The following is a 14046-nucleotide window of genomic DNA, read 5'->3' as shown; positions in this document are numbered from 1 at the left end:
ATTGGCATTACCCGATCATCTCGTCCTCATCATTAAAGCTCAGCTCTATCTCACCGGATGCAGCCAGCTGTCGCGCTGCCCGAAGCACATCATTTCGGGCAGACTGAACCTGACTGGCACGCACCGGGCCGAGGTTTTCAATATCTTCAAGCAGGAATTTGGCGCTTCGTTTGGTCATGGTACCTACCACAGAATCAACCATCTCCTGAGCAGCCCCCTTGAGCGCCAGAGCCAGAATATCCTGGCTGACCTCCGCCATGACCTTACGCAGCGCGTCTTCATCGAGGCGCATAAGGTGTTCAAAGAGGAACATCTGTTGTTCAATCTGCTCAGCCAGTTTCTTGTCCTGCTCCTTAAAGTAACTCAACAGATTCTGCACCGAAGTATCATTCATCCGGTTCATTATATCGGCCACCTGACGAAGACCACTGACGGTCGTATTCTGGCTGGTGCTCATTTTGCCGACATTGGCATCAAATATAATGTTAAGCTCTTCGATAATAGATGGGTGTAATTCTTGCAGTCGAGCGACTCGTGACAATAAATCCTGATGATTCTTGGCTGGAAGGCGCATCAATACGTCGGTAGCCTGCGTGGCTCCCAGATAGGTCAATACCACCGCCTGAAGTTGTGGGTGCTCATCAACAATCAGTTCAGTGATGGTTCCCGAGTCCATCCATTTCATCGCTTCCAGACTATTGCTCTCACCGCCGAAAATAGAGTCCATGACCCCTTTTGCTTCTTTATCACCCAGGGCCAGCTTTAAGGTCTTGCTAAGATAGCCTTTTGAGGAACCAGACAAGGCACTGTCGTAACGATAGGTGTGGAAAAACAGGTCCAGCACCTCCTGAACCTGATCTCTTTTCAATGGTGAGATGGTCGCCATGGTCGTGCTGATCTGTCGAACTTCCCGTTGGCTAAGGTGTTTGAATACCTGCGCCGCTCCTTTTTCTCCCAAACTGAGAAGCAGGATAGCTATGTCTTTAGGAGTCGGCGGCCTTGATGGCAGAGTTCTTTGATTTTCACTCATAGCTGTTCATCCATAACTTGATAACCTGTGCTACCCTGGCAGGTGCCTTGGTCGACAACTCTCGCATCTGAGTCACCTGAGTTTCAAAATCAGCCAACTCAGGCGGCAAAAGATCAAAGGTGTCATCAAATATCACTTTCCTGCCTTTTTCGTCGAACTGGGTTTCAGTTTCCTGAGTTATTTGAGGTATTACTTCTGGCTCGTTCATCTTGAGGGTGATCTGTTTCATCATGGGTCTTAAAAGGAACATAATCACCAGAATACCCAGCAAAGTGCCGCAACCATATTTGACGAAGTAGAGAACCTGCGGCTGTTGCCACCAGGCCAGCCCGACAGGCTCAACATGAGTGACTGGCACAAAGGGTGCGGTATGGATACTGATCTGATCACCACGGGCCTGATCAATGCCTGTTGCATCGATGATCATTTGTTGAATCGTGGCAATTCTTGCCTGATCCCAGTCGCCAATACCCAGAGCTTCATCGGGCTGCTCATTGAGAACGACGGCAACGCTGAGTTTCTGTACTCTGCCCTGATGATTAGCCACCTGCCTGATCACTTTGTCCACTTCATAATTGCGGACAAACTCTGACTGGATATTACTGCTTTGCTCTTCTTCAGCCTGCCCTTCTTCATTCGGTGGCTGATTACTGAGAGCACCTGGTATGCCTCTGGCTCCCAGCCCACTGGTTGCCACTTCCCTTCCCTGCTCACTTCTTAACACAGGAGCACCGGGATCATATTGCTCAACCGTCTGTACGACCTGTTCGAAATCCACATTGGCGCTGACCTGAGCCCTGAAATTAGCAGCACCCACCAGTGGCTCAAGCAGGGCACTTATGCGCTGCTGGAAATGAGCCTCAACCTGACGCTTAAAGTCCAACTGTTTACTGGCTTCACTGAGCACGCTGTTACCCAGTAATACATCTGAAGAAAGCAGCTTGCCGGACTGGTCAATCACAGAAACATCGCTGCGATTCATATTAGCGACACTGGCAGCCACCAGATTCACGATGCCTTCAATCTGCTCATTGCTCAATCTATACCCTGGAAACAGATCGACAAACACCGAGGCCGATGGTTTTCCCTGTTTGCGAATAAAGCTGCTCTGTTTGGGCAGAGCCAGGTGGATTCGGGCATTGCGGACGGGTTTCAAGCTGATAATGGTCTGAGCCAGCTCGCCTTCGAGACCGCGCCGGTAACGAACATTTTCCACAAACTGGCTGGTACCGATCTCCTGCCCATCCAGAGTTTCCAGTCCTTCCGGCATTCTTGCCTGGACTCCGGATACAGCCAGCTGCATACGGGCATCAGAGAGTCTTCCGACATCCACCATGACCTGACCCGAAGCAGGGTGAATTTTATAAGCAATATTATTTTGATCCAGCACATTGACCACACTGGCCACATCATAGAGTTCCTGATTGCCGTACAGTGGCTGATAATCCGGAGATTGTGACCAGAGCCAGAAAACCGACATCAGGGCAACAGAAACCGCAAATAACACCATCAGCACCACCTGATAGCGGCGATTTTTTTTCACCACCCTGTTGGCCCTGTCCAGCGCTTCCCGCCATGCAGGCTTCACTTCTTTTTCTTCTGGTGCCGGCTCCGGGGCAGCCTTTGTATCTGATTCTGCCATGGTATTTTTCTACCTTAAATCTGCATACGCATGATGTCTTCGTAAGCAGTTACTGCCTTATTGCGGACCTGCATCAATGCCTGAAAGGAAATACTGGATTTCTGCATGGCAATCATGGTGCCCATGAGGTCATCACTTTCCCCGGTTTCAATCTTGTGCATCATGCCGCTGGACTGTTGTTGCAGATCATTAACCTTTTCGATGGCCTGTTGCAGCAGATTGCCAAAACCACTGGTAGTCACGCCTTCAGATTCAATGGCGGAAGGTAAAATCGGAGCAGGTCGGTTTTTCAGGAGTACACTGAGGGAATCCGGGTTAAGACCTTTGATGTCCATTGAGCCGCCATCCACTATTGTTCTGTGAAATATTGTTCTGTAAAAGAGCTTGGTGAGAGCAGGCTCTTTCGTAGTTGACGATTTATTGTCAGAATTATTTATCGGCGGCTCAGGGTAATCTTTACCCGTCGGTTTTTATTTCTTCCTGCAACAGTGGCATTGGTGGCTACAGGATAGCGGTCACCATGAAAGCGCATGGTAAGACGCTGTTCGGGGATACCTTTTGCTCGTAAATATCTATAAATCCGGCTTGCACGCACTTTTGACAGTTGCAGGTTTTCCAGCCTGTCACCCCGGGAATCTGTGTGAGCGTCAATGGCGACATTGGTTACACTTTTATCCACCAGAATATAGGTGGCCAGGTCATCAAGATGTGATAACTGCTCAGAGCTTATACGAGATCCTGAAGAGGAATAATAGAACAGTGTTTCTTTTGCCTGTTGGTAGTTCAGAGCCAGCAATTCACCATAACATTTATAAAATGTTGCTGCTGTTTTTTGGAAATTCATAGCGGGTATTTTAATATGAACAGGTTTAACTGCTTCCCTCTCAATCTCAATAACCAGCTGATGACCCTGCTGCATATCTTCCACAACGCGGGCAACATTGATTCTCATTTCAAACTGTTTATCCGGCCCTGCTTCCACACCGCCGAGAGCGTTCAGATAATGACTGTGACGCCAGGGTGATTGCTGAACCCCAACACGAATATGCCGGGCTTCTTTAATGAAAAAATCCGGTTCTAGGGTTATATAATGCACGCCTCCGGCAGCCGCATTCAAAACGATACTCCCCAGCCCCGTCACTTTGCTGTTCATGCGACACTCGAAACGGGAAGTGGTCAACTCCCACTTATGGAGACTGAGTTCCTGGGGGAATTCTCTGACTGAGTTGGCTGATGATCGGGAAAGCAGCAGCAAGGAGAAGCCAAAAATCGCGAGGCCAAAAATCAACAGTTTCTGAAATCGCCGCAAATCATCAGAAAACAACATGCTGATCAGCCCAGCTTTCTTTCGCAGATACCCTGTTGGTTATAGGGCGCAGGTTCCTGACTGGAAAAAACCACATCAATAATCTGGTTAGTGCTGGCAGCCAAACGACTCAGCAGTTTGCCGTTTGCCTGATTCAAACTGCGGCAGCGACCTGCTGTGATTTCCAGTTGCTGCCATTGTTTCAGTGTGGTTTCAGACTTGGGGGTAGAAGATATAATTTGCAGAAAAGTTCGTATACCTGCCGGGTCTGGTGACAGCCCCGCTTCTTTCAGATAGTGCTCTCGCAGAGAAGCATTCAGATGCAGCATGTCCAACAGTTTGACCTGAGTTTCCAGATGAGTTTCCAGAGCTGCAATATTCCTTTCCAGCATCAGGTTATGGGCCTTGCTCAGAACAGCTTCAAGCTTGCGGGTTAAAGCCAGTGCATCACGAATATTATCCAGCAGTTTTTTTTCGGCAGAAACGCTGTAAGTACCACTTTTATTGTCATTCTTTTCTGTGGTCATCAAAGTCATCGGAAAGCTCCAGAATTTTATTGGCAAGCACTTGATAATCGACCGGCATCTCACCTTTTTTAATGGCGCGCCGAATGCTCTCCACTTTTTTACTGTCAATTTCATCTATTGCTGACAGAGACTGGAACAGTTCTTCAATATTCTGGGCTTCACCGCTCAGCTGCAAACGATCATTATTGACTTTAGGGGGCTCGACATTTTTAGCATCATTCTTGACTGCATGCTGATTTGCTATTGGACTAGCCGCTTTTTTTGGCCCAGTGCGATTTATTCCCGGCATTCTTATCACCACTCGTATGTGATGGGTACAGAACTCCAATCGGCAAGGTGTCAAAAAATCTTAAACCCCCTGAAATGGGGATTTTTTTTTTGCCAATGGCCCGTCAGAAATAATTGAACAGAGACAACTGCTTGATGTTGGCATAAACCTGCTGGCTGGCATTGAGCAGGGTTTGCTGCTGGGCCAGATCGGTAGCAGCCTTTGCCATATCAATATCTTCAAGGGATGAATGAAGCTTTTCCATCATCAGTTTGATATCGGCATGACTTTCACCCACCCGGTCAAGCACACTCTGATTACTGCCAGCCTTGGTCTGGGCGATCCCTACCCTGTCCAGAGTGTCATCGATCCATATCAATGCGTCAGAGAGAGCGGTGTTTAAACTCACAGGGTTTCTCAGTTCATCCACTGCATCAGACAGAGCATCAAAGACACTATCCGTTGGTGGTGTAGCGGTTGGGTCAAAAAACAGATTTTCTGCTGACTCATTGACTGTCACCAGGGCAGAGCCACTGATATTGACCTGACGAAGGTTATTATTGCCATTGAATGAATAATCACCAGCGACTTCATCAACAGGCTTCTGGGTGCTCAGGCTTCCGGAGAAAATATATTGTCCGTCTGCCTGCTGATAATTGGCCAGGCTCAAGATAGACTGATTAATCGTATTCAGCTCCTCTGCCAGTGGCACATAGTCCTGGTCAGTCAGGGTTCCGTTACTGGACTGCAAAACAATGTCTCTGGCACGCCGCAGTTGCTCAGTCATTCCACTGTATAAAACATCTTGCTGTTGCAGCATTCTCCTCGCCGAATCAATATTATCTTCATACTGTCCTATTGCCGTTAATTCATTATTGATCTGAAGAATTTTTACTGTATCAACGGAGTCATCCGATGGTTGCAAGATACGTTTTCCGCTTGCCATCTGGTCAGTGGTTACAGCCAGTCTGGCCATACTGTCCTGCATAGCCCTGAGCATAATATTATTGAAATTGATGCTGCTGATACGCATGTGTTCGGCTCCCTGTCTTTATCAGAACATTCTCAGCAATGAATCAAATGTCTGCCGGGCCACTGAAATTACCTGAGCATTGGCACTGTATAGTTGCTGAAAGCGCAGAAGGTTGGCGGCTTCTTCATCCAGATTGACACCACTATAAGCATTGCGGCTCGCTTCAGCCTGCTCAAACAGTTTTTTACCGCCATCGGCTTCTGTTTTCGCCTGAGAAGTCTGCACCGCAATATCGCCAATAAACCGGGTATAGCTTTCAGTCAGACTACTTTGCCCTTCTATCAGAGCGTCATTCTGAAGCTGAATAATTGTCTGCAAGTTCGAATTATCCGCCACGCCGCCACCTGGTGCTGCCAGAGCCAGAGCAAAAGGTTCCGTCAGAACCGCATCCAGGTCTCTTGCGCCATAACGCACCGGTGACAACCGGTAAGCCTGGTCTGTGGCGGCGCCGTTGATATCAATTTCAACACCATCAAAGCTCAGGGTATCGGTACCGGCACCGGATAAGCTGCCACTGAATTGAACCCCGTCGTTCAAACGGGTAATGACATAGTTGCCGGTGTTATCTACCCGCAGATCATAGTCGCTGGCTTTGAGTTGGGAACTGTCCGTAATTCTCATATCAGACACTGCGGTAGAGACAACGTCCAGGGAAAATATACCACTGGCAGGATTTGTCAGATCAGAAAAAAGGTCGACACCGGCGTTGCCATTAACATCTTCCCCAAGTCGGAGCTGGGCATTGATCGTTGATGATATGACTACTGCCAGGCGCCCAATCTCATTTTGAGCCTGTGTTAAAGTGCCATTCTGGTAATTCAGCATGCCACCAATGCTGCCTCCCGGATCACCTTGTACCTTTAGAGAGGCAGAATCACTTTCAAACTCCAATGAAAAGCCATCAGGGTTGCTGGCTGATCCGCTCACATTCAGGTTGTTTCTCTGATCACCGACCAGCAGTGGCTGCCCTGATTTCAGATAAATATTAATACTGCCATCTGACTGCTCCAGAACATTGATGCCCATCAGCTTTGATAATTCTTTGACGGCCAGATCCCGCTGGTCAAACATCTCGTTAGCAGCCTCACCACTGGCACTGATCTTCTTCAGCTGGTCATTAAAGCCTGCAATATTTGCCAGCAAACCATTCGCTTCTGCCACCGAAGCCTCCAGCTGCCGCCCGACCAGACCCTGATGACCCGCAATTTGGTTATTCAGTGTCGTAAACTGCTGAGCCAGCTTACTACTTTCGCTAAGTATGACCTGCCTGGCAGCACTGGAATAAGGATCAACCGTTGCGCCATTGAGCGTCGTAAAGAAACTCTCGAGGCCTGAGGTAAGAGAGGTGCTGTCATCGCCCAACCATTGGTCCAGCGAATTGATGTATTCTGAAAAAGTGGCGGTTTTTTCTGCCAGAGATTGGCTCTCCCACATCTGGGCAGTAAGAAAACTATTGGCTATTCGCTCGACACTGGACGCATTGACACCGGTTCCCTTGGTACCGATTCCCGGATGCAAAGTGTAAGTCGGGTACCAGTAAACTCTTTGACGGCTATAACCTTCTGTTTCGGCATTGGCAATATTATTACTGGCGACATTAAGCGATGCCTGGCTGGCCTGTAATCCAGAAATGCCTATCTGTGTCAGACTCATGTCATCTACCCCAATTAACGTTCAGCATTAAGCCAGTCGTCTTTATCACCCAGCTGCCTTACCAATGCCTCAGCGATACCCAACCCGCCTTCTTTACCCAGATGTCCGGCAATCTGGCTGTCAAACATTGACTGGAAAAACTGCACATCCTTGCCCGATGTCGGCAAGTCTGAGCTGCTCATCATCGCTTCATTGGCCCTGCGCATACTTTTGAGTAACTCGTTAACAAATATGGCTTCAAAGGCTTCTGCTACTTCTTTCAAATCCTCCGGAGCTTTTCCCTGACCGGGGTCCGGCTGATAAATACCGGCCAGATGTTTAGCCGACAGAGTGCTGCCAATATCCATATCGAACGCCCTTATTGTAAATCCATTTAAATCACAATGAGTTCAGCTTCCAGCGCCCCGGCTGCTTTGAGCGCCTCAAGAATTGACATCAAGTCTGTAGGAGTCGCCCCAACACCATTAATAGCCATGACCACTTCTTGCAAAGTGACCCCTTCCTTAACCATATAGATAGCGGCATTCTGCTCTTCTATTGTCACATCACTGTTTAATATGACTTCTGTTTGACCTCCCTGAGAGAATGCACCAGGTTGTGATACCGAAGTTGCCTGCCGGACTTTAACGACGAGGTTGCCATGACTGACGGCAGCCGGACGAACACGAACATGCTCGCCCATAACCACAGTGCCTGTTCTGGAATTGAAAATAATACGTGCCGACGGATCTGCCGTTTCAACATTCAGCCCTTCCAGCATGGACATAAAGGCCACCCGCTGGCTACTGTCTTTGGGAGCCGAGACCAGAATAGAGACACCATTACTGGCGTTGGCGACTTTGGGGCCAAAGTAATCATTAATGGCCGTGACTACCCTGCGGGCATTGGTATAACTGGGTTCTTTTAAATTCAGTACCAGCTGCTCCCCAAAGTTGAAAGCGCTCTTTACCGAACGCTCAACCAATGCACCTCCGGGAATGCGACCGGCGTTGGTACTGTTAATCTGTATAAGGCTACCAGCGACTGGAGCATCCGCCGTTCCTGCCAAACCCTGGGCAGAAACTCCGCCCACAATCAGGCTACCCTGGGCTACTGCAAACACCTCACCATTGATACCTTTCATCGGTGTCAGCAGCAGAGTTCCACCTCTGAGGCTCTTGGCATCACCAATAGAAGAGACGGTTACATCGATTTTCTGACCCGGACGGGCAAAAGGAGGCAAACTGGCATGGACGGTGACCGCTGCAATATTTTTTGAATTCACATCAGAACTGCTGATGGTCAATCCAAACTCTCTCAGCATGTTCACCAGCGACTGTTTGGTAAACGCTGATTTATCTCCGGTGCCATCAAGCCCCACCACCAGACCGTAACCAATCAGCTGATTATTTCTGACACCTTCAACATCCACCATATCCAGCAAACGACGGGCACTGGCATTACCTGCCAAAACCAGCATGAGAAAAATGATTCCCCATCGTGTTAAAGACCCCCATCGCGTTAAAGACATAGCGACTCCTGTCAAAATGGAAACCATGGACTGTTAAGCATCTTGCTCACCCAGCCCGGTTCATGGGCATCTGAGTTAATGCCCAGTGCCACGTAATCAATTTTTGCTTCCGCCAGTCGCTCAGACGAAACCTTGTTATCCGTTTTGATATCTTCCGGCCGGACCAGCCCGCTGATCTTGATCAACTCCTTACCCGAATTGATGGTCAGCCATTTTTCTCCCTCGACCCTGAGGGTGCCATTGCTGAAAACCTCGACCACCTTCACGGCTATATTACCTTTCAGGCTATTACCACGGCTGGCGGAAGTATTGCCTCCGTACGTTCTGGAAGGCTGAATTTCGAATGCCAGAGATCTGCCCCCGCCAAGAATCGATGCGCTGCTTTTACCAAGCAGAGTCGGATCAGGAATGCTGATGGCATTATTTTTGTTGACATTACTCAAACCACTCATACTGATATTCGTGGTACCTTCCAGCTCTATGGTAAGAATATCGCCCAATCGGTAAGCACGGCGGTCTGAGAACATAAAGTTCCCATAGTTGGCATTAAAGAGACTGCCAGTGGGATAAACAGCTTCGTTGTCAGAGTTCCCCTTTTGAAAGGCCACTTTTTCGACAGCCATTTTTTCCGCTTCAGGTTCAGGACGCTCTGTCACTTGCTGTTGATTGCCAGCAGGTTGGGTGTCCCCCTGACGGGGTAGAGTCGAACAACCAAACAACATGAATATGGCTATAAAACACAGAAGTCTCATTCCCTGCCCTCTATCGAGCCCTGTTAAAGAGTCTGGTTAACGAACTGCATCATTTCATCAGCCGCTGCTATGACCTTGGAATTCATTTCATAGGCCCGTTGTGCTGATATCATATTGACCAACTCTTCCACTGAGCTGACATTGGATGTTTCCAGAGTAAACTGTTTCAGCGAGCCCAGACCTCCCTCACCTGCAGTGCCTTCTACCGGATCACCACTGGCGTTGGATTGCAGGTACAGATTCCCCCCCAGAGCCACCAGGCCAGCCGGATTAACAAAATTAACAACGGTGATCTGGCCTATTTCTGTCGGTTCAACCTGCCCCTGAACAGTTGCCATAACAATGCCATCTTCACTAATACTGATTCCGGTAGCGTCAGCGGGTAGGGTAATGCCGGGCTCCAGGGGCAAACCACTGGCATTCACTATTTGACCATCTCCATTCAGATGAAACTGACCATTTCTGGAGAATGCAGCAGTTCCGTCTGGTTGAGTAAACTGAAAAAAACCATTACCGATGATCGCCACATCCAGTGCCTGTTTCGTGGTTTCATAACTGCCGGGAGTAAACACTTTCTGGGTTCCGGTAACTTTTACGCCGGTGCCTATCTGCAGGCCGGAAGGCAGTTCATTGTCCTGGTCTGACAGCGCCCCCGGCTGTTTTTCAATGTGATAAAAGAGATCTTCAAAGCTGGCCCGATCCCGTTTGAAACCGATGGTATTGACGTTGGCCAGGTTGTTGGAAATGATGGCCATCTGCTTTTCCTGAGCAGCCAGCCCTGTTTTACTGACCCATAATGAGGGATTCATAGACTCATCCTTTGAGCTATAAGTTGTTATCTGCTGTCAGTTACTGATCTCTGACTAAACGGTCACCTGCGGAAGCCATGTCGCCAGCGGTTTTCATCAGCTTCATCTGGGCCTCAAACTGTCGGCTGAGACTTAAAAACGACACCATTTCTTCCAAAGCATTAACATTGCTGCCCTCAAGAAAACCACTTCGCAGCCTGACTTGTGGATCTGCTTCAAGCTCTCCACCTTCAATCGAACGAAAAAGCCCGTCTGCACCTTTGCTAATTTCTGTAATACCCGGATTCACCAGCTTTAACTGGCCTACCTGAACAGGATTGCCGCCCTCAGCAGGCACAATACTTACCGTGCCGTCTACACCAAAGGTGACAGACTGATTATCCGGTAACTGAAGAGGCCCGCCATCTCCGATCACGGCAAGCCCACCGGCTGTCAGTACATTACCTTCATCATCTATTTTTAACTGTCCGGCACGGGTATAAGCTTCATTGCCATCACTCCCCTGGACTGCAAACCAGCCACTGCCACTGATCGCAACATCCATTGCACGACCGGTAGTCTCCATTGCACCGCTGGCAAAACGACTACCGAGTCCACGCATTTTGGGCATCACCCGCGCTTCAAGGCCATCACCCTTCATTTCCACGGCCATACTGCTGACAAAGTCCCGGCGGAATCCGGGAGTAGAGACATTAGCCAGGTTATTGGCATGTACCTGTTGGGCTTGCATGGCCAGATTGGCTCCGGCTGTGCTGATATATAGAACTTTATCCATTAGATAATATTCATCAGTGCCTGAGTAAGATTGTTACTGGTTTCAATGGTTTTGGCATTGGCCTGATAGTTACTCTGGGCCTCAATCAAACGCACCAGTTGCAAAGAGATGTCGACATTGGATTGTTCCAGTGCTCCTGACTCCAGGGAACCCATAACACCCGCTCCCGGAATACCCAAAGCAGCATTACCTGAAGCAAAGCTTGATTGCCAGAGGCTGTCCCCCATTGGAATCAAACCACTGTCGTTAGCAAAATCGGCCAGAACGATCTGCCCCTGAACCTGGGTTTGTCCGTTGGAGTAAAGAGCCTGAAGAATACCGTCTGCAGTAATCTGAATACCGTTGAGTGAGCCCGGAGGAAAACCATTCTGGGTTACCCGGTTTACCGATGAGTCAGTGCCCAACTGAGTGAAATCTGAAAAATCGATATTGAAGCTCATCGCGTCAGCACCGGACAGTCGCGCATCCCCGGCTGGAATACCCAGCGTTACCGCGCCGCCAACAGGGGTTGCCAGTGTTCCATCGTTATTAAATGTGACCGGCTGAGTCAGGTCCGGCCCCTGCCCATCAAAATAATATTCAATGTTCCAGGCGTTATCTGCAGTCTTTGCAAAATACATACTGACGGTGTGCGATCCACCCAGACTGTCATTAACATTAAATGCCATGGTGGAATTAAAGGTAGACCGGTTGGTTGGGTCTATTGCCACAGCAGGCGTGATGGCATCCGTTCTGGCATCCAGATTGGCAAGCGTCACCACATCGGTAGTAGCCTGGGCGGGTATAGAGGTCTGGTTGATTTTCAGGTCAGTCTGGGTACCAGCCAGTACGTTGCCTGATGCATCCGCTGAATACCCCTGAAGCCTCAGGCCCTTATTATTGACCACATTATTATTGGCATCTAACTGGAAGAAACCGGCTCTGGTGTAATTCATTTGGCCATTGTCATTTACGACAAAAAAACCCTGACCATTAACCGCCATATCAAGCGCATTATCTGTTGAAGTGATACTGCCCTGTGAGAACTGCTGGCTGATAGATGCCACCTCAACACCTGCTACCTGACCATTACCGCCACCTATTGAAGAGGCATAAACATCAGAAAATTCTGCACGGGAACCTTTAAAGCCAATAGTATTACTGTTGGCGATATTATTACTGACTATTTCCAGATCCTGCTGTGCAGCATTTAATCCGGTCAACCCGATTCTAAACGACATTCCCCACCCTCCCTGACAGTCTTATTTGCCAATTGTTGAGATAGAAGACAGTGGCACAGATCCCATGCCTTCAAGCCTTAATTCACTTCCGGAACTGGTCATATTGATACCAGTCACTGTAGATTTCATAGACAGCTTACCGCTGTAGGCTTCATTACCGTTGACTCCGGTCGCAGTGACTGTGTATTGCCCGGGAGCAAGATCATCCAGAGTGAATGGAATAATGCCTGCCGACTGCTGTCCCAGTGATTTGGACTGAACCAGGCTACCATCGGCCGTATAAACCCTGATAAGAACGTCCGAAGCATTGACCTGCAGCTCGGTTCGCCCGCTGTATTGACCTTTTTCTTCTACCGACAGGCTATTGGAATCAACCCAGACTTCTTTGCCAACCAGTCCGGCAGCCCCCAGAGACTGGGACTGCTGAAGCGAACTGGTCAGACCACCAATTCGATCATCAATAGAGTTGAGGCTTTCAACAGAGGATATTTGGGAAAGCTGTGTCAGCATCTGGTTGGTGTCCATCGGCGCCAGCGGGTCCTGGTTGTTCAATTGTGCAATGAACAGTTCGATAAACTGATCCTGATTGACCTGTAGCGTTCTGCTGTCATTGTTCACAGCGTTAACGCTGCTGCCAGATGAAACCGAATTAATGCCTGTCATAATTCTCCTTTTTACTCACCAAGTGACAGCAATCGTTGCTGCAATTTCTTGGCGCTAACCATAACTTCCATACTGCTCTGGTAGCTGCGAGTGGCTGACAGCATGTCAGCCATTTCCTGCATCACATTGATATCGGGATAGAAAACATAACCCTCTTGGTCAGCCAGAGGGTTATCAGGCTCGTATCGTTTGTTTTTAGCACTCGGTGGCATTTCCAAAACATCATCAACCTGCACCAGGGCAGCTCCCTTATTTTCGCCAACAGCCTGCTTGTAAATGGCTGAAAAAACAGGTTTGACAGGACGGTAAGCTTCTTCAGGCGTGCTGCCTGCACTGGAGATATTAGCCAGATTACTGGCAATGGTATTAAGACGAACCATCTGAGCATTCAGTGCCGAACCGGATATTTCATAGAGGTTGTCCAGTTTCATTTATCGACCTCCTTTAATAGCCTGCTCGAGGGAGCCGAGCTTTTTACGGAGAAAAATAAGACTGGTTTGAAAGTCCATAGCATTCTGAGAGAAGGATGCCTGCTCAACGCCCAATTCTACCGAGTTGCCATCGGTGGTTTGATGGAATGGAATGCGATACAACATTGAATTGTTTTGCTCAGTGGCTGGCATTTCCAGATGCCTGCCGTCGGTGGTGGAATCTCCGGAAAGTTGCCCATTCAAGATGGTTTTAAACTCTACATCCCGGGCTTTAAATCCCGGTGTATCAATGTTTGCCAGGTTTCCGGCAATTACTTCAGCACGGACTCCCCGAAACGCCAGTGCCTGGGGATGAACACCCAACGCAGATTCAAAACTGATGGCCATAGGAGTTAAGCTCCTGCTTTATCGTTATTGATTTACTCCT

General features: G+C 48.7%; 17 protein-coding genes. All 17 read right to left on the bottom strand.

The genetic code is table 11. The annotated features are described in order from the left end of the window. Positions 1 to 7 precede the first annotated feature (7 nt). The 17 genes from fliG to flgB all read right to left on the bottom strand — a co-directional run bounded on the left by fliG (position 8) and on the right by flgB (position 14006). Positions 8 to 1030, bottom strand: coding sequence for a flagellar motor switch protein FliG (gene fliG / locus P6910_RS05310; protein WP_317145245.1), 1023 nt, complete (start codon positions 1028 to 1030; stop codon positions 8 to 10). Then, a complete protein-coding gene (gene fliF / locus P6910_RS05305; protein WP_317145244.1) occupies positions 1023 to 2672 on the bottom strand; it encodes a flagellar basal-body MS-ring/collar protein FliF in 1650 nt (549 codons plus the stop codon). Before fliF ends, fliG begins: the two co-directional genes overlap by 8 nt. 14 nt (positions 2673 to 2686) lie before the next feature. Then, a complete protein-coding gene (gene fliE, locus P6910_RS05300; RefSeq protein WP_317145243.1) occupies positions 2687 to 3007 on the bottom strand; it encodes a flagellar hook-basal body complex protein FliE in 321 nt (106 codons plus the stop codon). A gap of 98 nt (positions 3008 to 3105) precedes the next feature. Then, positions 3106 to 3999 (bottom strand): OmpA family protein, encoded by an 894-nt coding sequence (locus P6910_RS05295; protein WP_317145242.1) that lies wholly within the window; start codon positions 3997 to 3999, stop codon positions 3106 to 3108. A gap of 5 nt (positions 4000 to 4004) precedes the next feature. After that, on the bottom strand, positions 4005 to 4514 hold the full coding sequence (locus P6910_RS05290) for a flagellar protein FlgN (RefSeq protein WP_317145241.1): 510 nt from the start codon (positions 4512 to 4514) through the stop codon (positions 4005 to 4007). Continuing rightward, entirely contained in the window at positions 4486 to 4794 is a 309-nt protein-coding gene (flgM, locus tag P6910_RS05285) for a flagellar biosynthesis anti-sigma factor FlgM (protein ID WP_317145240.1), read from the bottom strand. The genes P6910_RS05290 and flgM overlap by 29 nt, the downstream gene beginning before the upstream one ends. Positions 4795 to 4897: 103 nt before the next feature. Then, positions 4898 to 5806 carry a flagellar hook-associated protein FlgL gene (gene flgL, locus P6910_RS05280; protein WP_317145239.1) on the bottom strand — a complete coding sequence of 303 codons (909 nt, stop codon included), beginning with the start codon at positions 5804 to 5806 and terminating at the stop codon, positions 4898 to 4900. Between the two features lie 21 nt (positions 5807 to 5827). Then, positions 5828 to 7459 carry a flagellar hook-associated protein FlgK gene (gene flgK, locus P6910_RS05275; protein WP_317145238.1) on the bottom strand — a complete coding sequence of 544 codons (1632 nt, stop codon included), beginning with the start codon at positions 7457 to 7459 and terminating at the stop codon, positions 5828 to 5830. Between the two features lie 14 nt (positions 7460 to 7473). Further along, the gene (locus tag P6910_RS05270; RefSeq protein ID WP_317145237.1) at positions 7474 to 7806 is read right to left on the bottom strand and encodes a rod-binding protein; all 333 of its coding nucleotides are present in this window, start codon (positions 7804 to 7806) and stop codon (positions 7474 to 7476) included. 26 nt (positions 7807 to 7832) lie between these two features. Beyond that, positions 7833 to 8918, bottom strand: coding sequence for a flagellar basal body P-ring protein FlgI (locus tag P6910_RS05265; protein WP_317145236.1), 1086 nt, complete (start codon positions 8916 to 8918; stop codon positions 7833 to 7835). A 62-nt stretch (positions 8919 to 8980) separates the two neighbouring features. Beyond that, the gene (locus tag P6910_RS05260; RefSeq protein ID WP_317145235.1) at positions 8981 to 9691 is read right to left on the bottom strand and encodes a flagellar basal body L-ring protein FlgH; all 711 of its coding nucleotides are present in this window, start codon (positions 9689 to 9691) and stop codon (positions 8981 to 8983) included. A gap of 53 nt (positions 9692 to 9744) precedes the next feature. Next, positions 9745 to 10530, bottom strand: coding sequence for a flagellar basal-body rod protein FlgG (gene flgG, locus P6910_RS05255; RefSeq protein WP_317145234.1), 786 nt, complete (start codon positions 10528 to 10530; stop codon positions 9745 to 9747). A gap of 40 nt (positions 10531 to 10570) precedes the next feature. After that, entirely contained in the window at positions 10571 to 11305 is a 735-nt protein-coding gene (flgF, locus tag P6910_RS05250; RefSeq protein ID WP_317145233.1) for a flagellar basal-body rod protein FlgF, read from the bottom strand. Continuing rightward, on the bottom strand, positions 11305 to 12525 hold the full coding sequence (gene flgE / locus P6910_RS05245) for a flagellar hook protein FlgE (protein ID WP_317145232.1): 1221 nt from the start codon (positions 12523 to 12525) through the stop codon (positions 11305 to 11307). Before flgE ends, flgF begins: the two co-directional genes overlap by 1 nt. Before the next feature lie 21 nt (positions 12526 to 12546). Then, positions 12547 to 13188, bottom strand: coding sequence for a flagellar hook assembly protein FlgD (locus P6910_RS05240; RefSeq protein WP_317145231.1), 642 nt, complete (start codon positions 13186 to 13188; stop codon positions 12547 to 12549). An 11-nt stretch (positions 13189 to 13199) separates the two neighbouring features. Continuing rightward, positions 13200 to 13619 (bottom strand): flagellar basal body rod protein FlgC, encoded by a 420-nt coding sequence (gene flgC / locus P6910_RS05235; RefSeq protein ID WP_317145230.1) that lies wholly within the window; start codon positions 13617 to 13619, stop codon positions 13200 to 13202. After that, positions 13620 to 14006 (bottom strand): flagellar basal body rod protein FlgB, encoded by a 387-nt coding sequence (flgB, locus tag P6910_RS05230; protein WP_317145229.1) that lies wholly within the window; start codon positions 14004 to 14006, stop codon positions 13620 to 13622. It lies immediately after the preceding gene. Positions 14007 to 14046 lie beyond the last annotated feature (40 nt).

It is taken from the genome of Endozoicomonas sp. 8E (genome assembly GCF_032883915.1).
In the GTDB taxonomy this organism is placed as follows: domain Bacteria; phylum Pseudomonadota; class Gammaproteobacteria; order Pseudomonadales; family Endozoicomonadaceae; genus Endozoicomonas_A.
Note: the sequence above shows the minus strand (reverse complement) of the source record. Positions and strands in the feature narration are given on the sequence as shown.